At 72.8% G+C, this 21,409-nt stretch carries 18 protein-coding genes and 1 riboswitch; of the genes, 2 read left to right on the top strand and 16 right to left on the bottom strand.

Features of this window, described 5'->3' with window-relative positions:
• Positions 1 to 46 precede the first annotated feature (46 nt).
• Both AB4Y76_RS05365 and AB4Y76_RS05360 read left to right on the top strand, forming a co-directional pair.
• A complete protein-coding gene (locus AB4Y76_RS05365; RefSeq protein WP_441922888.1) occupies positions 47 to 670 on the top strand; it encodes a hypothetical protein in 624 nt (207 codons plus the stop codon).
• A gap of 4 nt (positions 671 to 674) precedes the next feature.
• Entirely contained in the window at positions 675 to 1,253 is a 579-nt protein-coding gene (locus AB4Y76_RS05360; protein ID WP_441922886.1) for a TetR/AcrR family transcriptional regulator, read from the top strand.
• On the opposite strand, the gene AB4Y76_RS05355 is transcribed toward AB4Y76_RS05360, so the two are convergent.
• The 16 genes from AB4Y76_RS05355 to AB4Y76_RS05280 form a co-directional block, all read right to left on the bottom strand.
• Positions 1,226 to 2,059, bottom strand: coding sequence for an ATP-binding cassette domain-containing protein (locus AB4Y76_RS05355; protein WP_441922884.1), 834 nt, complete (start codon positions 2,057 to 2,059; stop codon positions 1,226 to 1,228). The two genes, AB4Y76_RS05360 and AB4Y76_RS05355, sit on opposite strands and share 28 nt — an antisense overlap.
• Complete coding sequence (locus AB4Y76_RS05350) at positions 2,056 to 3,783, bottom strand: dipeptide/oligopeptide/nickel ABC transporter permease/ATP-binding protein (RefSeq protein WP_441922882.1); 1,728 nt, start codon at positions 3,781 to 3,783, stop codon at positions 2,056 to 2,058. Before AB4Y76_RS05350 ends, AB4Y76_RS05355 begins: the two co-directional genes overlap by 4 nt.
• Entirely contained in the window at positions 3,780 to 4,721 is a 942-nt protein-coding gene (locus tag AB4Y76_RS05345; protein WP_441922880.1) for an ABC transporter permease, read from the bottom strand. Before AB4Y76_RS05345 ends, AB4Y76_RS05350 begins: the two co-directional genes overlap by 4 nt.
• Positions 4,722 to 4,733: 12 nt before the next feature.
• Positions 4,734 to 6,281: an ABC transporter substrate-binding protein gene (locus AB4Y76_RS05340; RefSeq protein WP_441922878.1), complete on the bottom strand. Its 1,548-nt coding sequence runs from the start codon at positions 6,279 to 6,281 to the stop codon at positions 4,734 to 4,736.
• 135 nt (positions 6,282 to 6,416) lie between these two features.
• Complete coding sequence (gene prfB, locus AB4Y76_RS05335) at positions 6,417 to 7,532, bottom strand: peptide chain release factor 2 (RefSeq protein WP_441922876.1); 1,116 nt, start codon at positions 7,530 to 7,532, stop codon at positions 6,417 to 6,419.
• A 103-nt stretch (positions 7,533 to 7,635) separates the two neighbouring features.
• Positions 7,636 to 9,813 (bottom strand): Ig-like domain-containing protein, encoded by a 2,178-nt coding sequence (locus tag AB4Y76_RS05330; protein WP_441922874.1) that lies wholly within the window; start codon positions 9,811 to 9,813, stop codon positions 7,636 to 7,638.
• A gap of 110 nt (positions 9,814 to 9,923) precedes the next feature.
• Positions 9,924 to 10,676 carry a hypothetical protein gene (locus AB4Y76_RS05325; protein ID WP_441922872.1) on the bottom strand — a complete coding sequence of 251 codons (753 nt, stop codon included), beginning with the start codon at positions 10,674 to 10,676 and terminating at the stop codon, positions 9,924 to 9,926.
• Between the two features lie 39 nt (positions 10,677 to 10,715).
• Positions 10,716 to 12,137: a dicarboxylate/amino acid:cation symporter gene (locus tag AB4Y76_RS05320; protein WP_441922870.1), complete on the bottom strand. Its 1,422-nt coding sequence runs from the start codon at positions 12,135 to 12,137 to the stop codon at positions 10,716 to 10,718.
• Positions 12,138 to 12,224: 87 nt separating this feature from the next.
• Positions 12,225 to 13,529: an aminotransferase class V-fold PLP-dependent enzyme gene (locus AB4Y76_RS05315; RefSeq protein WP_441922868.1), complete on the bottom strand. Its 1,305-nt coding sequence runs from the start codon at positions 13,527 to 13,529 to the stop codon at positions 12,225 to 12,227.
• A 32-nt stretch (positions 13,530 to 13,561) separates the two neighbouring features.
• Positions 13,562 to 13,676, bottom strand: a riboswitch (SAM riboswitch).
• Positions 13,677 to 13,773: 97 nt separating this feature from the next.
• Positions 13,774 to 14,673 (bottom strand): non-homologous end-joining DNA ligase, encoded by a 900-nt coding sequence (gene ligD, locus AB4Y76_RS05310; protein ID WP_441922866.1) that lies wholly within the window; start codon positions 14,671 to 14,673, stop codon positions 13,774 to 13,776.
• Complete coding sequence (locus AB4Y76_RS05305) at positions 14,673 to 15,638, bottom strand: ATP-dependent DNA ligase (RefSeq protein ID WP_441922864.1); 966 nt, start codon at positions 15,636 to 15,638, stop codon at positions 14,673 to 14,675. The genes ligD and AB4Y76_RS05305 overlap by 1 nt, the downstream gene beginning before the upstream one ends.
• Positions 15,639 to 15,664: 26 nt before the next feature.
• Complete coding sequence (locus AB4Y76_RS05300; protein WP_441922862.1) at positions 15,665 to 17,242, bottom strand: efflux RND transporter periplasmic adaptor subunit; 1,578 nt, start codon at positions 17,240 to 17,242, stop codon at positions 15,665 to 15,667.
• Between the two features lies 1 nt (position 17,243).
• Positions 17,244 to 18,140, bottom strand: a complete 897-nt coding sequence (locus tag AB4Y76_RS05295) for a hypothetical protein (protein WP_441922861.1) — start codon at positions 18,138 to 18,140, stop codon at positions 17,244 to 17,246.
• A 29-nt stretch (positions 18,141 to 18,169) separates the two neighbouring features.
• Entirely contained in the window at positions 18,170 to 19,396 is a 1,227-nt protein-coding gene (locus AB4Y76_RS05290) for an ABC transporter permease (protein WP_441922860.1), read from the bottom strand.
• Entirely contained in the window at positions 19,393 to 20,106 is a 714-nt protein-coding gene (locus AB4Y76_RS05285) for an ABC transporter ATP-binding protein (protein ID WP_441922858.1), read from the bottom strand. The genes AB4Y76_RS05290 and AB4Y76_RS05285 overlap by 4 nt, the downstream gene beginning before the upstream one ends.
• Positions 20,103 to 21,323 carry an efflux RND transporter periplasmic adaptor subunit gene (locus AB4Y76_RS05280; protein WP_441922856.1) on the bottom strand — a complete coding sequence of 407 codons (1,221 nt, stop codon included), beginning with the start codon at positions 21,321 to 21,323 and terminating at the stop codon, positions 20,103 to 20,105. Before AB4Y76_RS05280 ends, AB4Y76_RS05285 begins: the two co-directional genes overlap by 4 nt.
• Between the last annotated feature and the right edge of the window lie 86 nt (positions 21,324 to 21,409).

Here is a 21,409-nt window from a genome sequence, read left to right as displayed (position 1 = left end):
CGCCCGGGCGCGTCCACAGGCACACGACCGGGCTACGGTTCACGGCATGCGCTTCCGGACGACGGCCCTGGTCGCCACCGGCCTGCTCGCCCTCGGCACGGCCGGTGGCTGCGGCGGTCCGGACGAGGCCGCCCCGAAGCCGACGCCGACGCCGACGTCGATCGCCCAGGTCGACCCCGGCTCGATGGACCTGGTCCGGGTCGCCTTCTGCGACCTGGTGCCCCGGAAGGCCGTCGACACCGCCCTCGGCGGTGCGGACATCACGTCGACGAGCTGGGGCAACGGCGACACTCCCCCGCTGGAGGACGCCGGCTCCGACCTCGCCCACGAGTTCGGCTGCGCCTGGACCGGCACCGACCGGGTCGCCCGTGCCTGGGTCTTCGCCCGGCCGGTCACCGCCGCGTTCGGCGGTGAGGTGATCGCGGACGGTCGCGGGAAGGCCGGCTGCACCACGCAACCGGCGGCCACCTTCGGCAACCCCGGGGCGCTCCAGGTGTGCGCGCTCAGCGGCGGTCGGACCCGGGTCCGGCACGCCGGCCTGTTCGGCGCCACCTGGCTGACCTGCGAGCTCGTCGGCAAGGAATCGGGCCAGGAGTCGGCCCAGGCGCTGCGTGCCGACGCCGACGCCTGGTGCGTGGCGGTCGCCAACTCGCTGGACACCGAGCGCTGAGCCGATGACGCGCCGAGGGTCCTACGCCAAGGGTGTGGCGAAGCGGGACGACATCCTGCGTACGGCGCTCGAGGTGGTCGCCCGGGTCGGTTACGGGCACGCCACGCTGCAGGCGCTCGCCGACGCGGTGGGGCTGACCAAGACCGGCCTGATGCACTACTTCTCCTCCAAGGACGAGCTGTTCGCCGAGGTCCTGCGCCGCCGCGACGAGCTCGACCTCGCCGCCTTCCTCCCCGACGACCGGGCCGCCGACCTCGGCGACGCGGTCGCGGGCGCGATCCGGCACAACGCCGATGTGCCCGGCCTGGTCCGGCTCTACCACCGGTTCGCCGCCGAGGCGAGCGACACCGACCACCCCGCGCACGGCTTCTTCGTCGAGCGGCGCGCCCGGTTCTGCACCCTGGTGGAGGGTCGCGTACGCGCGGAGCAGGCCGCCGGCACCCTGTCCGCCGATCTCGACCCGGAGAAGCTCGCCGTCCTCACCATGGCGGTCGCCGACGGCCTCCAGGGCCAGTGGCTCCTCGACCCCGCCCTGGACATGGCCGGGACCTTCGCCTACTTCTGGGAGGCGGCGACCCGCTGACGCTCCTCGCGTCGGCGCGCCTGGCGCACGGGGTCGGCGACCGGGGCCGCCAGCAGCAGGCGCTGGGTGTAGGGGTGGTCCGGGGCCGAGGTCACCTTGTCCCCGTCACCGGTCTCGACGAGGTCGCCGTGGTACATCACGGCGACCCGGTGGCTGAGGTGCCGGACCACGCCGAGGTCGTGGGAGATGAACAGGTACGCCACCCCGGTCCGCTCCTGGATCTCCCGGAAGAGCTCGAGCACCCGCGCCTGTGTCGACAGGTCGAGCGCGGAGACCGGTTCGTCGCAGACGACCAGCCGGGGCGAGAGCGCCAGCGCCCGGGCGATCGCGACCCGCTGCCGCTGACCGCCGCTGAACTCGCGCGGCAACCGGTGCACCGCGTCCGCGGGCAGCTGCACCTGGTCGAGCAGGGTGGCGACCCGGGACCGGGCCTCGGCCGGGTCGACCCGCTGGACGCGCAGCGGCTCCTCGAGGGTCTCCCCGATGGTCAGCGACGGGTTGAGCGAGGAGTACGGGTCCTGGAAGACGACCTGGATCTCGGCGGCCAGGGCGCGGCGGGCGGACCGCCCGAGCCGGCTGATGTCGCGGCCGTCGTACCGGATGGTGCCGCTGGTGACGGGGGCCAGCCCGAGCACGGCCCGGCCGAGCGTCGACTTGCCGGAGCCGGACTCCCCCACGAGGCCGACCGTCTCCCCCGGCCGCACGTCGAGCGAGACGCCGTCGAGCACCCGGAAGGGCCTGCGACGCGCGCCGGAGCGCGGGTACTCCACGACGAGGTCGCGGACGTCGAGCAGCGGTGCGGTCATGCGAGGGCCTCCCTCGGTGCGGCGTCGTCGAGCATCGCCTCCAGCAGCGCGACCGTGTACGGGTGCCGGGCCGCGCCGAAGACCGAGCGGACCGGGCCGGTCTCGACGATCCGGCCCGCCCGCATCACCGAGACGTGGTCGCAGAGGTCGGCCACGACGCCCAGGTTGTGGGTGACGATCAGGATGGCGAGGCCGAGCTCGGTCTGGAGCATGCGCAGCAGGTCGAGGATCTCGGCCTGGACGGTCACGTCGAGCGCCGTGGTCGGCTCGTCGGCGATCACCAGCGCCGGCTCGCACGACACCGCGCCGGCGATCAGGACGCGCTGCGCCATACCCCCGGAGAGCTCGTGCGGGTAGCTGCCGAAGGTGCGTTCCGGGTCCGGGATGCCGACCCGGTCGAGCCAGTCCAGCGCCCGCCGCCGCGCCTCGTCCTTGCCGAGACCGAGCGCGGCCCGCATCGGCTCGACGAGCTGGCTGCCGACGGTGAACGCCGGGTCCAGGTTCGACATCGGCTCCTGCGGCACGTAGCCGATCCGGCGGCCGCGCAACGACGTCATGGCAGTGCTCGACGCGGTCCGGAGATCGACCCCGTCGAAGCGGATCTCCCCGGACAGGATCCGGCCGCCGGGCGGGAGCAGCCGCAGCACCGACCACGCGGTCTGGGTCTTGCCGGACCCGGACTCGCCGATCAGCCCGTGCACCTGGCCGCGGCGCACGACCAGCGAGACGTCGCGGACGACCCGCTTGGCCGTCCCGTCCGCCTGCTCGTAGCCGACGCAGAGCCGGTCGATGCGGAGCAGCGGGTCGCCGACGTCGCCGCCGCGGTCACCGTGGACGACCGCCGGGGCCTCCTCGACGGGCAGGTCCCCGGAGGTGGCGGCCGGACCACCGGAGCGCTCGAGCTCGTCGCGCAGCGCGTTGGCGAGCAGCGCGAGCGCGATCGCGGTCAGCCCGATGGCCAGCACCGGCCAGACCAGCAGTGCCGGCCGCGTGTAGATGTTGGTGAAGGCATCGTTGAGGATCGCTCCCCAGGTGGGAACGTTCCGGTCGCCGAAGCCGAGGAAGTCGAGTCCGGCCTGGACGGCGACGGCGATGCCCATCACGATCGCCGCCTGGATGATCACGGGCGCCCGGACGACGGTGAGGATGTGCCGGAGCACGATCCGGGTGTCGGTCACCCCCGAGACCCGGGCCGCGTCGACGTACAGCTCGTGCTTGACGCCCTCGACCGCGGTGAGCACCAGCCGGTAGAAGGCCGGGAAGACGAGCACGCCCAGGATCGACATCGCGACCCACAGCGAGGAGCCGAGCACCGACCGGGCCGCGAGGAGCACGACGATGCCGGGCAGCGTCATCAGCAGGCTGCTCAGGCCGGAGCCGACGGTCTCGAGCCAACGGCCGAAGTAGCCGGCGAGCAGGCCCAGACTGATCCCGAGAAGCGCACCGACCAGCGTGGCCAGCAGCGCGCCGCCGAGGCTGAACCGGGCGCCGTGCAGGAGCCGGGCCCAGACGTCGCGGCCGGAGCCGTCGGTGCCGAGCAGGTGGCCGTGGCCCGGTGGCCGCAGCACCTCGCTGAGCGAGGCCTGGTTGGGGTCGTGCGCGGCGAGCAGCGGGGCGAGCGCGGCCGCCAGCACGACCAGCAGCAGGAAGGCCGCGGCAGCCACGCCGAGCGGGTTGCGCAGCAGGCGGCGGTGCAGCGGGTCACGGACCGGTCGGGTGCTCATCGGACCCTCACCTTCGGGTTGAGGACGCCCTGGGCCAGGTCGATGGCCAGGTTGACGAGGACGACGAGCGTCCCCACCGCGATCACCAGTCCCATCACGACCGGGACGTCGCCGGTCGCGGTCGCGGTGACCGACATCTGACCGAGTCCGGGGATCGCGAAGATCTGCTCGACGATCACCGCTCCGCCGAGGAGCCCGATGAACTGCAGGCCCAGGACCGTGAGCGCCGGGCCGCCGGCGTTGCGGAGCACGTGCTTGAGCACGACGCGCCGCTCGGACAGGCCGCGGCTGCGCAGGGTCCGGACCCAGTCCTGGCGGAGCGCGTCGAGGATCGCCCCGCGGACCTGCAGCGCCACCGCGGCGGTCGCACCCACGGAGAGCGCGACGATCGGCAGCGTCGCGGTGCCCAGCCAGCCACGGGCCGACTCCGGGAACGGGACGAAGCCGGTCGGCGCGAACCAGCCGAGATCGAGGGCGAAGAGCCGCACCAGCAGCAGTGCGAGCAGGAAACCCGGGATCGCGTAGCCGAGGAGCGCGACCACCTGCACGACCCGGTCGGCCCAGCCCCCGCGGAGCGCGGCCGTGACCCCGAGGAGGGTCGCCGCGACCGCGGTCAGCAGGGTCGCCCCGACCACCAGGGTGAGCGTGACCGAGAGCCGGCTGACGATCGTGCCGGTGACCGGCTGGCTGGTGAACCAGGACGTGCCGAGGTCCCCGGAGAGGGCGTGCCCGACCCAGGACAGGTAGCGGACGACGACGGGGTCGTCGAGCCCGAGCGCCGCGTTCTTGGCGTCCACGGCCGCCTGCGGGGCGGTCGGTCCGAGGACCGACCGCCCCACGTCGCCGGCCCCGACGTTGAGGAGGAGGAAGGCCAGCGACGAGGCGGCTGCGAACAGCGCGATCCCGCTGAGCAGCCTGGTGAGGACGAAGCGCAGCATCGGGCTTCCCGGTCAGGCCTTCGGCTCGATGTTCGCCAGGTACGGGTAGGCGTTGCCCGGCTGCATCGTGGCGTCGGTGCCGGCGTCGGTGACGAAGATCGTCTGCGGCCGGAACCAGGGCGCGAACCAGGCGTTCTCGACGACGTACCGGTTGAGGGCCTTGCCGGCGGTCGCCGCCTCCGCGGGGGTGCCGGTCTGGAGCTTGGCGAGCAGGTCGTCGACCTCCGCCACCTTGGTGTGGAACGGGTTGAAGGTCGCCTTCGGCGCGATCTGGAACGACGCCAGCTGCCAGTCGCTCGGGTCCATCTGCAGCAGGAAGGTGGTGGCCGCGAACTTCGGCGCGAGCACCTCGCCGATGATGTTGGAGATGTCGACGTCGACGTACTCGACCTTGATCCCGACGTCCTTCAGGGCCTGCTTGACGAAGGTCGGGGTGGTGGTCCCGAGCGCGGCCAGGTTCGGCATCTTCAGGGTGAACCCGTCGGCGTAACCGGCCTCGGCGAGCAGCTTCTTGGCCTTGGCGGGGTCGTAGGGGTAGGCGTCGTCGAGCGCCTTGTCGTACGACGGGGAGCCGGGCGGGAAGACCTGCGTGGTCGGCGTCCCGTAGCCGCCGGCGATCGCCTTGGCCATGCCCGCGCGGTCGAAGGCGAAGTTGATCGCCTGCCGGACCCGGACGTCCCCCAGCGCCGGGTTCAGCGTCCCGTCACGGTCGAGGAGCATCAGCCCCTGCCAGTTGAGCTCGAGGGTGTGCACCTTCTTGCCGGCCTTCTCCGCCTGCGCCGCGATCGAGGTGCTCGGCGACGCGCTGGCGTTGAGCTGGCCGCCCTGCAGCGCGTTCAGGATCGCGGTCGCGTTCGGGTAGACGGTCATCACGATCTTGTCGTAGTGCTGCTGGCCGGCGTCCCAGTACTCCGGGTTGCGGGTGAAGGCGTAGGAGCTCCCCGGGACGGACTCCTTCGGGTCGAGCAGGTAGGGGCCGGAGCCGACGGGCGTGGTCGCCGCGTCCTTGCCGCCGAGAGCCTTCGCGCTCTCCACGGTGCCGGTCGCCTGGGTCAGGTAGGTCTCGAACGCCGGGTCCGGCGCCTTGAGGGTGATCACGACGTGGGTGGCGTCGGCGGCCTTCGCCGAGACCATCCCGGCCAGCACCGAGGCGCTGGTCGAGGTGCCCTTCTGGCGGGCGGTGAGGTTGGCGACCACGGTCTCGGCGGTGAGGTCGCTGCCGTCGGTGAACTTCACGTCGTCGCGCAGCGTCAGGGTGAGCGCGGTCCGGGCGTCGTCCCAGGACCACGCGGTCGCGAGGCCGGGTTCGATCGCGTTGTCGGTCGAGGCCCGGAGCAGGGTGTCGTAGACCGCCTGGGCGTACGGCGACTCGTTGGCCCAGTTCAGGTTCGGCGCCTCGAAGGTCGTCGGCGCGACCAGCGTGCCGAGCTTCAGCGTGCCGCCGTGTGCCGGGCCGCCGTCACCACCGCCGTCACCGCCGGCACCCCCGCAGGCGGCCAGGAGCGAGGCTCCCAGGGTGATCGCGGCGACCGTCGCGGCCGTCTTCCTCCATCGGAGCATCTGTCATCCCTCACGTCCGTCGGACCCCGGGCGGGGCTCGATCGGCACAAACCGTACGGAGGACGGTTTTGGGGACACAAGGGCCGAATTCGGATCTGTGGATAACTCCGCGGCTCGGCTCGGCCGCGTGCGGCGCTAGCCGGACTTGGAGTCCGCGCCCCGGCGCCAGCGGATCCCGGCCTCGAGGAACGAGTCGATCTCGCCGTCCAGGACGGCCTGCGGGTTGCCGGACTCGACCTCGGTCCGCAGGTCCTTGACCATCTGGTACGGGTTCAGCACGTAGTTGCGCATCTGGTCGCCCCAGCTCGCCTGGACGTCGCCGCGCAGCTCGTCGAGCTGAGCCTTCTCCTCGGCCTTCTTCAGGGCGAGCAGCTTGGCCTTGAGGACCACCATCGCGCTGGCCTTGTTCTGCAGCTGGGACTTCTCGTTCTGGCAGGAGACGACCACGCCGGTCGGCAGGTGGGTCAGCCGGACCGCGGAGTCGGTGGTGTTGACCGACTGGCCGCCCGGACCGCCGGAGCGGTACACGTCGACGCGGATCTCCTCGTCGGGGATGTCGATCTCGTCGGTCTGCTCCAGTACCGGGACCACCTCGACCGCGGCGAAGCTGGTCTGCCGGCGACCCTGGTTGTCGAACGGGCTGATCCGGACCAGCCGGTGGGTCCCCGCCTCGACGCTGAGCGTGCCGTAGGCGTACGGCGCGTGCACGGCGAAGGTCGCGGACTTCAGGCCCGCCTCCTCGGCGTAGGAGGTGTCGAAGACCTCGACGGAGTAGTTGTTCCGCTCGGCCCAGCGGGTGTACATCCGCATCAGCATCTCGGCGAAGTCCGCGGCGTCGACACCACCGGCGCCGGCACGGATGCTGACGATCGCCTCGCGGGCGTCGTACTCGCCGGAGAGGAGGGTACGGACCTCGAGCTGCTCGACGGACTTGTGCACCCGGTCCAGCTCGGCCTCGGCCTCGGCGAGCGAGTCGGCGTCGCTCTCCTCCTGCCCGAGCTGCACGAGCGCCTCGACGTCCTCGATCCGCGAGGCCAGCGAGGTGAACCTCTCCAGCTCGCCCTGGAGGGCGGAGAGCCGGCCGGTCACGCGCTGGGCGTTCGCCTGGTCGTCCCACAGGTCCGGTGCGGCGACCTGTTCGCCGAGTGCGGCGATCTCGGCGCGCATCGACCCCAGGTCCAGGACCTTCTCGATGGTGCCCATGGTCGCCTGGAGCTGCTTGATCTCGGATTCGAAGTCGCGTGCTGCCACGAGAGTCGAGCCTACCCGCCCCGGGAGGGTGCCGGCTCCGCGCGCCSGGGGKCGCCGGGCGCGCGGGGCCGATCCATGGGCCTATCCATGGGCCGACGGGTCCCTACTTCTTGACCACGACCGCCTTGGTCGCGGTCTTGGCGGCGACGTACCGGGCGTCGCCGGAGTAGGCGACGGCGACCTTCCAGGTCCCCTTCGCCAGCTTCGGCACCGTGACCGTCGCCGCGCCGACGCCGGCGCCGAGCGTGCCGACCACGGTCTTCTTCGCCGCGCCCTTGGTGAGGGTGACGGTGACCTTGCCGGTGGCCTTGGCCAGGCCGGCCGGCGTCGCGACGACGACGCGGTACTTGCCGGCCTTCTTCGACGTCGGCAGGGTGACCACGCTGCCGGTCGTCGCGCCGACCTTCGCCTTGGTGACGGTCAGGGTGCCGGTCCTGCCGAAGCCGACGATCTGGTCGTCACCGGTGTAGGCGAGGGTGAACGGGTAGGAGCCCGGGACCAGCTTCGCGACCGTGAAGACCGCGGCGTTCTGGGCCACCGGCACCGGGTAGGCGTGCCCGGCCACGGTCAGCGTCGCCGTGCCGGCCGGGATCCGGCCGTACTTGTTGGCGATCGCCAGGGTCACCGTCGGCGCGGTGCCGTAGGCGACGGCCGGGGCGGTGACCGTCTGGGTGGAGACCACCGCGCCGGGCAGGCCGCCGAAGAAGTCGTCCAGCTTGTTCAGGCCGTCCTGGGCGAACGCGACGTTGGCGCGCGCCTGGGTGAGCTGCTGCTTCTGGGCCGCGTCCAGGGTGGACTCGTCGGCCGGGATCGCGAAGCTCAGGCCGAGCTGGGCGGACGGGTGGCTGAACCACCACTCGGTCATGTACTCCTTGAACGTCGGCAGGCCGGTGGAGGAGTCGGTGTTCTGCTGGATCCACTGCCGCTTGACCGCGGTCGACACCGGGTTGGTGCCGTTACCGCGCTGGTAGTTGATCAGGAACGGCACCTGGAGCTTGCGGACCACGTCGGGGAACGCGGTCAGGTCGCCGTTCGGGTAGTAGGAGACGCGCGTCCCTGAGTTCGGGTCGTACTCGGTGACCAGGTTCTTGAAGTAGGTCCGCACCACGTCGCCGTACAGGTACGACGGCCGGTAGTTGAACGTGCTACCGCTGTTGGCGTTGTCCCGCACGTGGATCGGGTTGCTGCCGCCGTTGGTGCCGTTGGTGGTGCCGCCGTCGAGGACGAGGTCGAAGTTGTAGACCGTCGTGACGTCGTTCTCCTGGGCCTCGGCGTTCACGTGCTTGAGCACGGCCCGGGTGTTGTGGCACCAGGTGCCGCCGAACAGGATCACGAAGTTCTTGTCGGCGCTGTCCTTGACCTGGAGCAGGTGCAGCAGCTCGGGGTAGGTGATCTGCTTGACCCGCCAGCCGTCGGCGTCGTCCGCGTCGTCGAGGATGTTGCCGCCGTACCGGGCGTCATCGGCGTAGGCCAGGTCGTGCTTCTTGTTCGCCGCGTCCTTCCACCAGTCGAACTGGCTCTTCTGGTCCAGGGTGGCGGCGCCACCGGCCGCGGTCAGCGCGGCGGTGGTGGCGGTGGCGACGTCCGCGGTGCTGGACAGGTTCACCCAGCTGAGCACCTTGTCGGCCGCGCCGCCGGTCCCGGTGTGCGCCTTGTCGTAGACGAAGAAGATGTCGTCACCGGCGCCGACCGGGGTCGCGGCCGGGCTGCTGCGGTAGTCCCACAGCGGGTCGTCGACGTCGTTGACGACCGTGTCGTCGGCGGTGACCGTCACCGAGGTGCCGGCGGCGTTCGGCACCGACTTCACGCCGTTGCCCAGGTACTGGCCGAGGACGTTCTTCCAGGTGTTGCCGAAGATCGTCTGCGAGGCGGCGGCCAGGTTGATCCCGCCCGGGTTGCGGGTGTCGAGGTTCTTCACGCCGGTCTGGCCGGACAGGTTCGGGTCGAACCAGTAGACCTTCGCGGCACCGGCGGCCTTGGCGGCGGCCTCGGCGGCGACGACCTTGGCCGGGAAGCCGGCGTCGCTCGCGGAGCCGATCACGAAGGCGAACTGACCGCTCTGCTGGAGCAGCCACTGGAACCGGTCGTAGGTCACCGTCTCCAGGACCGGGCTCGCCGACAGGCCCGGGAAGGTGTCCGACAGGTAGGTGGTGTCGACCGCCGTGGCGGCGCTGCGGGCCGGTGCGGCGCTGGCGGCGCCGAGGGCTCCGGTGGCCACCGGGGCGACGAGCGCGAGGCCCGCGGCCGCGGCGACGAGGCGCCGCAAGGTGTTGGTGCTCATGGCTGTGTTCATCCTTTTCTCGGGGTGGAGTTGGGCGCACGGGCCCGCCCGAGGGGGCCGGTGCCCCCTCGAGGTGGTCGTTCAGGGATGCGGGAGACCTCCCGCGGGGGTCAGGCCGAACGGCGCTTCCGGCCGAGGACCGAGTAGCCGGCGAAGGCGATCAGGCCGGCGCCGGCCAGACCACCGAGGATCAGCAGGCCGGCCGAGCCGGTGCCGCCGTCCTCGCGGTCGGTCGAGGCCGACTCGGCGGGCGCACCGGAGGCGAGGGTCACCTCGTCGGTCTCCCCGGTGGTCGCGGCGTCGGTCGGGGTCGCGGCTTCGGTCGGCGTCGCACCCGCGGTCGGGGTGTCGCCGGCGGTGGGCGTCGTACCGGCCGACGGGGTGGCCGCGTCGGTGGTCGCGCCGGAAGCCGCCGCCGCGCCGTTCGAGCTCGACTTGGTCGTGCCCGACGACTTGGTCGTGCCCGCCGGCTTCGGGGTGCTGGTCGGCTTCTTGGTCGCACCGGAGGACGGCTTGGTGGCGCCGGAGGTGCTGCCGGAGGACGGCGTGCCCTGCTTCGCCTTCCACTCCTTGTAGCCGGTGGCGCGGTCCCACTCGGTCCACGGGATCGACTGGCCGTCGGCGTAGTGGACCCGGTTGTTGTCGAAGTCGAACCAGGCACCGGGGATGTAGGTGCACTCCTCGTCGTCGTAGCCGGGCAGGGTGTCCTGGCCGTCGACGTAGGTCTGACCGTCGTCGCCCTTGACGGTGATCTTGTGCGGGTTGTCCGCCGGGTTGGTGACCGCGTCGGCGGACGGGGCGAGGGCGACGGTGCTCGCGAGCAGGCCGAGGGCGGCGATCGCGGTGGAGAGGGAGCGCTTCATGGTCTTCTTCCTGTGGGGGTGAGGGGTGGGCGCCGGTGCTCAGACCGGGGTGGACAGGCGGGTGGCGGTGAGCGGTTCGACGTCGAGGACCGAGGTCAGCTCGTCCTCGTCGATCGCGATCTCGTTCTCGGGCTGGTCCTCGACGAACTCGGCGCGGCCCGCGAAGATCTCGTCGTCGAGCAGGTCGGTCTGCCGGGCGACGACGGTGGCGCTGACGGCCGCGGCGGTGACGTTGGTGGCGGTGCGGGCCATGTCGGCGATCGTGCTGATCGGCAGCGTGACCGCGATGAAGTCCAGCGGCAGACCGGCCGCGGCGAAGACGGTGGCCGCGGCGACGGTCGCGGTGCCGGGGACACCGGCGGTGCCGATCGAGACCAGGGTGCCGAGGACGGCGAGCACGACGTAGTCCTTGGCGTCGTACGGGATGCCGTAGGCGTTGATGCCCCACACGGCGATGAGCATCGGCCAGATGCCGGCACACCCCGGCATGCCGATGGTGGTGCCGAGCGGCGCGGTGAAGTGCGCGACCTCCGGGTGCACGCCGACCCGGCGGGTGAGCACGTCCGTGGTCACCGGGAGGGTGCCGACGCTGCTCTGCGTGGTGAAGGCGGTCACCTGGGCCGGGAAGATCTTCTTGAAGAACGGCACCGGCGCGACGTCGGCGGCGGTCCGCAGGATCACGCTGTTGACCAGGAAGGTGTGCGCGAAGCAGGTGCCCCAGGCCAGGCCGAGCAGGCCGAGCAGCGACCAGAACTTGTCGCCGAGGTCGACGGTGTTGGCGACCACGGTCGCGGTCAGCGCGACGATCGCGTACGGCGTCAGGCCGATCACGAAGCCGACCGCCTTGAAGACGACGAGCTTGAGCGCCTCGACGAGGTCGCCGAACGGCTTGACGGCGACCGCGTCGCGCTCCTTCAGCGACAGGTAGGCGACCGCGAGGGTCACCGAGATCAGGATGATCGGGATGATGTGGTTCGCGCCGAAGTCGCCGACCACGTTGACCGGGAAGAACCCGACGACGACGTCGGTGAAGTTCTGGACCGAGTTCTCCAGGACCGAGAGCTGCTGTCCCCCGACCTTCTCGTCGAGGCCCGAGCCGGTGCCGGTGGCGAGACCCACGCCCAGGGCGAGGACGACCGCGATCGCGTTGCTGAGCAGCAGCCAGAAGATCGAGCGGAGGCCGATGGTGCGCAGCTTCTCGAGGCCGCCGAGCGAGGCGATGCTGGAGATGATCGCCACCGCGATCAGCGGGCCCACGGCGGCGAGCAGGATGTTGATGTAGATCCGGCCGATCGGCTCGATGTAGTCGGCGTGACCGCGGGCGGCCAGGCCGATCGGGATGCCGACGGCGAGCGCGAGCAGGGTCAGCAGGCTGAAGTTGACCTTCCGGCGGCGGAGCAGGTGGATGCCGACGTAGGCGACGACCACCAGGGCGAGTGCAACAAGGTCCGGCCACTTCACGGGCGGATCCCCCTTCTTCTATCTAATGTCTACTAACTAACTTAACTTAAGATTGAACGACGGCGCACGTCGACCCGCCGAGAACGGTCAGACCAGGCCGAGCGGGAGCGGCCGCGGGTCGGGCACCGGCAGGTGCTCGTCGGAGTAGGTCCACGCCGGACCGGACTCGACCAGGGCACGGACGGCGGCGACCAGCCGGTCGACGTCGCCGCGGGCGGACCCGAGTCCGAGGCTCGCCCGGACCGCGGTGCGGCCGTCGTGGAGCCGGTCGAGCAGCGGGTGCGCGCAGAACCGCCCGTCGCGGACGCCGATCCCGTGCTCGGCCGACAGGTACTGCGCGACCAGCTCGGCCGGGAAACCGTCCACGGTGAACGTGACCAGCCCGACGGCGTCGACCTCTCCGTCCCAGAGCGTGAGGAGCCGGACGCCCGGGAGCGCCGTCAGCCCGGCCGCGAGCCGGCCACGGAGGTCGCGCTCGTGTGCCTCCTGCACCTCGGCCGGGATCGCCGCGAGGGCGTCGCAGGCCGCGGCCAGCGCGACCGCGCCGACGGCGTTCGGGGTGCCGGCCTCGTGCCGGGCCGGCGAGGTCGTCCAGACGGCTCCCCCGACCGTGACGCGGCGGACCGCTCCCCCGCCCGCCAGGTACGGCGGCGCGGCGTCCAGCCAGTCCCGCCGGCCGACGAGCACGCCGGCGCCGTACGGGGCGTAGAGCTTGTGGCCGGAGAAGGCCAGGTAGTCGAGGCCGAGCGCCGCCACGTCGACCCGCCGGTGCGGGACGAGCTGAGCGCCGTCGACCGCGATCCGGGCACCGTGGCGGTGCGCGAGCGCGGCGAGCTCGGCGAGCGGGAGGAGCTCGCCGGTGACGTTGGACGCGCCGGTGACCGCGAGCAGCGCGGCCGGGGTCCGGGCGAGCTCGGCCTCGAGGGCGGAGAGGGTCGCGGCGACCGTGCTCCCGGCCGCGACCACCCGGCTCCCCCGCTCGCGCCAGGGCAGCAGGTTCGCGTGGTGCTCGAGGTCGAGATGGACGACGTCGCCGGGCACGGCGGTGGCGAGCAGGTTGAAGGCGTCGGTGGCGTTGCGCACCACCTGGACTACGTCGTCGGGCCGGGCGCCGACGAAGGCGGCGACCGAGCGCCGGGCCGCCTCGTAGGCCGCCGTGCTGGTGATCGACGGGAAGCCGGCGCCGCGGTGGACGCTGGCGTAGTGCGGCAGGAACTCCGCGACCCGGCCGGCCACCGCCTGGAGCGCCGGCGCGCTGGCCCCGTGGTCGAGGTTGACGTAGCGCGCGGTGCCGCCGGTCACCAGCGGGACCTGGAGGTCCGCGCCGACGAGCGCGGCCAGCGGCTCCGCGCCGGCCGCAGGCAGGTCGACGAGAGTGTCGTGGGCAGTCATGGGTCCGTCCTCGGTCCAGGGACCCGAGTCCGAGTCCGCACTTGCCCGGCTGCACTGCGCAGCGGGCCGCGTCTTCACCCGGGGCACCCCACCGCGGAGGAGGGTTGCCGACTGGCCAGCCGGGGCTTAGCACCAGTACTCGTGACGACAGGTGGAACATTAAAGTCGATCAACTTAGTTGTCAATTCATCAACGGATATGGCGCGTCGGGAGAAACACAGCAGGGTCGGCGCGATCGCGCAGCTCACCCGAGCCGGTCGAGCACTTCCTCGAACCGCAGGTGCTCCAGGCCCAGCGGGTCCTCGGCCCCGGCCTCGACCTCGTCCCAGGTCCGCGGTGCCGCGACCGTCGGGAAGTCCCGTCCGCGCAGCGAGTACGGCGAGATGGTCGTCTTCGCGCCGACGTTCTGCGACCAGTCCAGGAAGACCTTCCCGCTGCGCCGCGCCTTGGTCATCTGCGAGACGACCAGCTTCGGCTGCGCGGCCTCGAGCTCCTCGGCGATCCCCTTGGCGTAGTCACGGACCTCGTTCGAGGTGCGCTCGCGGCCGGGGAGGTCGGCGTACAGGTGGAGGCCCTTGGAGCCGCTGGTCACCGGCCAGCAGTCCAGGCCGTCGGCAGCGAGCCGGTCACGGACCAGCAGCGCCACCTGGCTGCACTCCATCAGCCCGGCAGGCTCCCCCGGGTCGAGGTCGACGACCATCCGGTCCGGGTTCACCGGCCGGCCCTCCGCGTCGACGGTCCACTGGTGCACGTGCAGTTCGAGCGAGGCCAGGTTGACCAGGTAGGTGAGCGCGGCGAGCGAGTCGATCACCGGGAACCGCAGCTCGCTCTCCTCCTGGGACGCCCCTCCCCGAGCAGCACTGCGGGAGCCACTGGTCGGCACGGTGACGACGCGCAGCCAGCTCGGGATGCCGGCGGGGGCGTTCTTCTCGAAGAAGGACTTGTCACCCGTCCCGTGCGGCCAGCGGATCCGGGTGACGGCACGGTCGGCGAGCAGCGGCAGCATCACCGGCGCGACCCGCGCGTAGTAGTTGAGCACCTCCGCCTTGGTGGTGCCGGTGCGGGGGTACATCACCTTCTCCAGGTTCACCAGCGTGAGCACCCGCCCGTCCACGCTCACCTGCACCTCGGTCCGCTCCACCATCAGGGGCCCTCCAGGTCCGCGACGTCGAGGTCGGTCCGCACGCCCCGGTAGGCGGGTTGGCGGAGCCGGCCGTCGGTGGTCAGGGTCAGGTACTGCACGTCGACGACCACCCGCGGCTCGACCCACACGGTGCCGGCCACGTCGAGCCGCGGCAGGTCCTCGGTGAACGGCGCGACGTCGGTGACCAGCGGGCGGAGCAGTTCACCGAGCCGCTGTCCGGCCTTGCCGGCGATCCCCGACCCGACCCGGCCGCGGAAGACCAGGCCGTCGGCCGTGGGCTCGCCCACCAGCACGGCGCCGAGCCGGCCCGGTCCCTTCCGATCTGCGCTGCCGGTCTCGTACCGGAAGCCGCCGACGACGTAGGACCCGGTCGGCCGAATCGGGAACTTCAGCCAGTCCTTGCTGCGCTGGCCGGGCCGGTACAGGCTGCTCAGCCTCTTGCTGACGATCCCCTCCAGCCCCTGTGCCTCGGCGGCGTCGAGCAGCATCGCGCCGTCGTCGTACGTCGGCGGCACCTGCCAGGCGATCCGCTCGCCGTCCCCGAAACCGTCGGAGATGCCGAGGCCGAGCAGGATCTCGCGGCGCTCAACGAGCGGGCGCCGGGTCAGGTCCTCCCCGTCGAGGCGGAGCACGTCGAAGACCAGGTAGGTGACCGGGTTCGTCTGCGCCAGCCGGGCCGCCTTCACGGCGTCGCGGACGTGCATCCGGTCGGCGAGCGCCCCGAACGACGGCACGCCGTCACCGAGCGCGACGATCTCGCCGTCGAGCAGCAGGTCCTCGGCGAGCCCGCCGAGACCGCGGAGCTCGGGGTAGGCGACCGCGACCTCGTTCTCGTTGCGGGTGTAGATCCGGGCCCGCCCGTCGCTCACGTCGACGAGCGCCCGGATCCCGTCCCACTTGACCTCGTGCACCCAGCCGTCGCCGGCGGGGACGTGGTCGCCCCGGGTCGCGAGCATCGGCTGCATGCGAGCCATCCTGTCAGGCAGTCCGCCTACTTGCCCGGACCTCCGAAGGTCACCGGTCCGCCGCCGGTGCCGGCACCACGGAACTGGACGACCGGGCCGCCGCCCGGACCGAAGCCCCCGCGCTGGCCGAGCTCGTCGCTGGCGCCGGTGATGGCCCGGCCGGCGTCGGCGAGGACGACCCGGGTACCGGCCCCGAGGCCGTCGGTCACCTCGACCGACCGGGCCCCGACGACGCCGAGGGTGACCTGCTTGCGCGTCAGGTTCTTGCCGTCCCAGGTCCGCACCACGGCAGTGCCGCCGCTGCGGCTGACCGCGGAGGTCGGCACGGTGACGACGTCGCCGACCGTGGCGAGCACGATGCTCACCTGGGCGCGCGAGCCGGTCGGGAGCGCGATCGTCGGGTCCTCGACGGTGACCGTGACCGGGTACGTCGTGCTCCCGGTCGAGGTGTCGGCGGTCATCCCGATCGCGGTCACCGTGCCCTGGGTGCCGGCGGTCGACCCCGGCACGGTGACGCGCGCCGTCTGACCGACCTTCAGCTGCCGGACCGAGCTCTCCGAGACGCTCCCGGTCAGCGTGACCGCCTTCCCGCCGACGACCACCGCGACCGCGGTCCCGGCGCTGACCGGGTCGCCGACCGCGAGATCCAGCGAGGCGAGCGTGCCGGTCCGCGTCGCGCGGAGTGCCGTCTTCGCCCGGGCGGCCCTGGCGGTGATCAGGTCGGCCTCGGCCTGGTCGATCCGGGCCTGGTCGGCGGCGAGCCGGGCTGCCGTCACGGTGCCGCCGGTCGCCCCGGTGGTGGAGCCGCTCCCGTTGCCGGACGGGGTGTCGGCGGTGGCCGCGGAGGTGCGCGCCTCCACCGAGCCGAGCGTGCCGGAGAGCGTGGAATTCAGCGTGGAATTCAGGGCGGCGAGCGCGTCGGCCTGCGCGTCCTGCGCGTCCTTGACGCCCGCCTGCTTGGCCTGGACGTCGGCCAGCGCCGCGTCGCAGGCGGCGTTCTGGTCGTCGGTGGCACTCGCCTGGTAGGCGTCCGTGCAGGCGCTGGTCTGCGCCGCGAGTGCCTCCTTCGCCGCGACCAGGGCGGCCGACGCCGCGCTCTGCGCCTTCAGGACGGCCTGCTGCTGCGCCTTCAGCTTCGCGAGCAGCGCCGCCGAGGCGCCGGTGCCGGCGGAGGGTTTCGCGGCGCCCTTCGGTGTCGTGGGGGTGCTGGCCGCGTCGGCGACGCTGGCGGTCTGCGCGTCCTGGTCGGACTCGAGCTGGGCCTCGGCCTTCGCCAGCGCGGCCCGGGCGTCGGTGACCGCCGCGTCGAGCGATGCGGTCTCCAGGACGGCGACGACCTGGCCGGCCCTCAGCTTCTGCCCCTGGGCCACCTTGACCTCGGCGACGGTGCCGTCGGTGCCGAAGGCGAGGTCGGAGCGGCGGGCGGCGTCCACGAGACCGGAGAGCGTGAGCGTCTGCTGCACGTCCCCGCGGGTCGCGGCCACGGTCCGGTAGTCCGGGGTGTCCTCGCCGCTCACCACCGCGTACGCCGCGCCGCCGCCGACCAGGACCACCCCGACCGCGACCAGCACCGGCCAGGTGAGTCGCCTGCGCTGCAGTCGCACGTCAGGACCCCTGCGCCGTGCCGGTGCCGCGGCGGAACATCATCCCGCCGCACTCGCCGTCGGTCGGGTCGCTGAGCGCGACCGTCTTCGCGGTGACCGCGCCGGTGCTGTCGGCGGTGCCGTTCGCCCGCAGGCAGAGCCCCACCGCCACGTCGGCGGCTGCTCCCGGCACGGTCTTCGTGTACGTCGTGGCGCCGGTGACGGTGACGCTGATCTGGGTCTCCTCCGTCGTCGGGGTGCTGCCCGCCGACGGTGCGCCGGTCGGCCGGACGGTCTTCACGGTGAAGCCGGTGCCGGTCACCGCGGTCACCTCGCCGATGGCGCCGATGGCGCCGAAGCCGCCGACCCGGACCCGGCCCGAGGGCGGGGTCGCGCCCTCGGGGAGCCGACCGCCGGGGGGCCGGCCGCCGGGGCCGCCCCCGAAGCCGCCGGTGCAGGTGCCGTCGGTCCTGGTCGTGATCGTCACCGTCGCGGCGGTGACCGCGGTCGCGGCGGCGTCGCTCCCGGGACCTGAGTCCGTGGCGCTCGCCGCGGGCAGGGCCACCACGCAGCTGCCGACCGCGACGTCGGCCAGCGAGCCGGCGACCTGCCGGGTGAAGGTGGTCGACCCGTTCCAGGTCACCGCCACCTGGCCATCGGCCTGGCTCTGCACCTGGGCGGTCGAGCCGGAGACCGCGGCCACCTTGCCGTCGGCCCCCGGGAACCGGCCCTGGTCGCCGCCGACGCTCTGCTGCTGGGGCTGGTTCCCCTCGCCGGTGCTGCCGGTGGCGGTCCGGTCGTCCCCGCCGCCGCAGGCGCTGGCGCCGACGAGCAGGAAGCCGGCGCCGCAGACGGCGGCGACCTTGCGCGCCGCACCGGGGGTGACGCGCGGGCGGAGGGACATCAGGGTGCGGGTCATACGGGTTCTCCTTGTCATGGGTGCGGGGGTCACTCGCTGCGGAGCGCGTCGATCGGGGTGAGCTGGGCGGCGCGGCTGGCCGGGTAGACGCCGAAGCCGACGCCGATCCCGAGGGCCACCCCGAGGGCGGCGAGGATCGCCGGGGCGGAGATGCTGACGGGCTGGTCGATCAGGCTCGGCAGCACCAGCGCGCCGACGACGCCGAGCACCGAGCCGATCACTCCCCCGGCGACGCCGAGCAGCGACGCCTCGAGGAGGAACTGCCTGCGGATCGCGGCCGGGGTGGCGCCCAGCGCCTTGCGGAGCCCGATCTCGCGGACCCGCTCGGTCACCGAGACGAGCATGATGTTCATGACCCCGATGCCGCCGACGAGCAGCGAGATCGCCGCGACGCCGCCGAGCAGGATGGTCATCGTCCGGTTGGTCGAGTTGGCGGTCTCCAGCAGGGCGTCCTGGGTGGCGATCGAGAAGTCCGCCGCGCTGGCGGTCACGTCGTGCGAGGTCAGCAGCGCGGCGTCGACCTCCTGGTAGGCGGCCGACAGGGTGCCGGCACTGTCCGCCTGGACGTAGATGTTCGCCACCGAGCTGCTGGTCGAGCCGGAGAGGCGCTGCGCGGTCGTGATCGGCACGACGGCCAGGTCGTCCTCGTTCGCGTCGTCGGAGCTCGCGCCGGAGACGTCCAGGACGCCGATCACGGTGAGGGAGGTGCCGTCCGCGGTCACGGTCCGGCCCACCGGGTCGCGGCCGTCGAAGAGCTCGTCCACGGTGTCCGGGCCCAGCACGACGACGTTCGCCGCCCGGTCGAGCTCGGCGGCGGTGAAGAACCGTCCCGAGGAGAGCGTCCGGGAGCGGACGTCCTGCCAGGTGGTGGTCGTGCCGACCACCTTGGTCGTCCAGTTGGTCGTGCCGTTGGTGAGCGACGTCGAGGACGCGGTCGCCGGGGCGACCTTCGCGACGTCCGGCGCGACCCGGCTGTCGGCGAGCGCCTCGGCGTCGGCCACGGTCAGCGTCGCCGCGGACCCGAAGCCACCCCGTACGCCGCCGCTCGCGGTGCTGCTGCCCGGCGAGACGATCAGCAGGTTCGAGCCGAGCGAGTCGATCTGGGAGCGGACCTTGTCCTGGGCGCCGAGGCCGAGCCCGACGGTCAGCACGACCGACGAGATGCCGATGACGATGCCGAGCATCGTCAGAAGTGACCGCAGCCGGTGCGCGCGGACTGCGTCGCCGGCCGTGCGGAGGGTCTCGAGCCAGTTCATGCCCGGACCCCCACCGCGTTGCGGCGGTCGTCGCGGATGGCACCGTCGTAGATGCTCAGCACCCGGTCGGCGGCGTCGGCCACCTCCTGGTCGTGGGTGATCAGGACGAGGGTGCGGCCGGTCTCGTGCAGCTCGCGGAAGAGCCCGAGGACGTCCGCCGAGGAGCGCGAGTCCAGGTTGCCGGTCGGCTCGTCGGCGAGGATCAGCGACGGCTCGGTCACCAGCGCCCGCGCGACGGCGACCCGCTGCTGCTGACCGCCGGAGAGCTCCCCGGGACGGTGGTCGCCGCGGTCGGCGAGGCCGACCCGCTCCAGCGCCCGGCGGGCCCGCTGCTCGCGCTCGGCCGCCCCGATGCCGGCGTACACCAGCGGCAGGGCGACATTGCGGACCGCGGTCATGTCCGGGAGCAGGTTGAACTGCTGGAAGACGAAGCCGATCTCGGCGTTGCGGATCCCGGCGAGGTCGACCTCGTCGAGGTCGCTGACGTCGCGCCCGGCGAGCTCGTAGTGCCCCTCGGTCGGGACGTCGAGGCAGCCGAGGATGTGCATCAGCGTGGACTTGCCGGAGCCGGACGGCCCGATGACGGCGACGTACTCGCCGTGCTCGATCCGGATGTCGACCCCGCGCAGCGCCTCGACGGCGATCGCGCCGGTGTCGTAGGTCTTGCGGACGCCCGCCAACGCGATCACCGGAGCCTGGTCCGGGCTCATCCGGCGCTCCCCGAGAACTGGCCGGAGAAGCCGCCCGGGGGAAGCTGGCCGCCGCCGGGCAGCTCAGCGCCGCCCGGGAAGGTGAGGTTGCCGCCCTGCCGGTTCCGGTTGGTGCCGGTGCCGCGCTGGCCGGAGATCGTGACGACCTCGATCTCGTCGCCGGCCTTCACGCCGGAGAGGACCTCGGTCTGGGCGCCGTACGCGGTGCCGGTCTTCACCGTCGTCCTGACCCGCTTGCCGTCCCGGACGACGTAGACGTAGGTGGTGCCGTCCGCGTCGCTGTGCAGCGCCGCGGTCGGCACGGCCAGCACGTCGGTGGCCTGCTTCACGGTGATCGCCACCGTCGCGCTCGAACCCGGGTAGAGGCCGGCCGGCGTACCGGTCACCTCGATCGTCACCGGGAACTGGGCGGCCCCGCTGCTGGAGGCCGAGGCGATGACACCGACCTCGGTCACGGTTCCGTAGACGACGTCGCCGCCGCCGGTCGGGGTGATCTCGGCCTGCATCCCGGTCTTGAGCCGGCTCACGTCGGCCGCGGAGACGTTCGCCTCGACGAGGAGGCGGCGCGGCGTGATCACGGTGATCGCGGCGGTCGCGCCGTCGGACCCGCCGGCGGCCGCGGAGCCGTTGCCGCCGGTGGAGCCACCCACGGTGTCGCCGACCGCGTAGCCGACGACCGAGACGGTACCCGCGAACGGGGCGCGCAGGGTGGCGTTCCCGACCGCGTCGGCGGCCTCGGCGAGCTGGGACCGGGCCGACGCGAGGGCGGCCTCGTCCGCGGCGACCTGGGTGGACGAGGCGCCCGAGTCCTCGGAGAGCTGGCTCTGCGCCGCGTCGACCTGGGCCTGGGCCGCCGCGCGCTGGGCGACGAGCACGTCGTCGTCGATCCGGGCGAGCACGTCGCCCCGGGTGACCTTGTCCCCGACCGCCACCTCGACCGCGGTGACCGTCCCGGAGGAGGTGAAGGCGACGTCCGCCTCCTTCTTCGGGGTGATCGTCCCGCTCGCCGACACGGTGTCCTTGTAGGTGCCGGTCGCGACCGTGGCGGTGATCCGCTGGACCCCCGCGCTGTCGTCGCCCGAGGCGAGCCCGAACCAGGCGCCCGCTCCGGCGAGGACGAGGACGGCCGCGACGACCACCCACCAACGACGTCGTACGGCGCGCAGGCGCCCAGGGATGAGCCCAGGAATGCGCCCAGCGATCGGTGTTCTCGACATGGGGCACAGCCTCGGGAGCGGGCCTGTGGCAGCGGTCGGGGCACCTTGTGAGGAGGCTGTGAGCAGAAGGTCGGTGGCGTTCGGCG

It is taken from the genome of Marmoricola sp. RAF53 (assembly GCF_052114005.1).
Lineage (GTDB): Bacteria > Actinomycetota > Actinomycetes > Propionibacteriales > Nocardioidaceae > Marmoricola.
Note: the sequence above shows the minus strand (reverse complement) of the source record. Positions and strands in the feature narration are given on the sequence as shown.

Coding starts and splice junctions, on each gene's coding strand:
- ligD (WP_441922866.1), bottom strand. CDS start 14,673: ATGGTGGAGCGGACCGAGGTGCAGGTGAGCGTGGACGGGCGGGTGCTC.
- AB4Y76_RS05290 (WP_441922860.1), bottom strand. CDS start 19,396: ATGAACTGGCTCGAGACCCTCCGCACGGCCGGCGACGCAGTCCGCGCG.
- AB4Y76_RS05325 (WP_441922872.1), bottom strand. CDS start 10,676: ATGAAGCGCTCCCTCTCCACCGCGATCGCCGCCCTCGGCCTGCTCGCG.
- AB4Y76_RS05355 (WP_441922884.1), bottom strand. CDS start 2,059: ATGACCGCACCGCTGCTCGACGTCCGCGACCTCGTCGTGGAGTACCCG.
- AB4Y76_RS05360 (WP_441922886.1), top strand. CDS start 675: ATGACGCGCCGAGGGTCCTACGCCAAGGGTGTGGCGAAGCGGGACGAC.
- AB4Y76_RS05340 (WP_441922878.1), bottom strand. CDS start 6,281: ATGCTCCGATGGAGGAAGACGGCCGCGACGGTCGCCGCGATCACCCTG.
- AB4Y76_RS05315 (WP_441922868.1), bottom strand. CDS start 13,529: ATGACTGCCCACGACACTCTCGTCGACCTGCCTGCGGCCGGCGCGGAG.
- AB4Y76_RS05285 (WP_441922858.1), bottom strand. CDS start 20,106: ATGAGCCCGGACCAGGCTCCGGTGATCGCGTTGGCGGGCGTCCGCAAG.
- AB4Y76_RS05280 (WP_441922856.1), bottom strand. CDS start 21,323: ATGTCGAGAACACCGATCGCTGGGCGCATTCCTGGGCTCATCCCTGGG.
- AB4Y76_RS05345 (WP_441922880.1), bottom strand. CDS start 4,721: ATGCTGCGCTTCGTCCTCACCAGGCTGCTCAGCGGGATCGCGCTGTTC.
- AB4Y76_RS05305 (WP_441922864.1), bottom strand. CDS start 15,638: ATGCAGCCGATGCTCGCGACCCGGGGCGACCACGTCCCCGCCGGCGAC.
- AB4Y76_RS05330 (WP_441922874.1), bottom strand. CDS start 9,813: ATGAGCACCAACACCTTGCGGCGCCTCGTCGCCGCGGCCGCGGGCCTC.
- AB4Y76_RS05350 (WP_441922882.1), bottom strand. CDS start 3,783: ATGAGCACCCGACCGGTCCGTGACCCGCTGCACCGCCGCCTGCTGCGC.
- AB4Y76_RS05295 (WP_441922861.1), bottom strand. CDS start 18,140: ATGACCCGCACCCTGATGTCCCTCCGCCCGCGCGTCACCCCCGGTGCG.
- AB4Y76_RS05365 (WP_441922888.1), top strand. CDS start 47: ATGCGCTTCCGGACGACGGCCCTGGTCGCCACCGGCCTGCTCGCCCTC.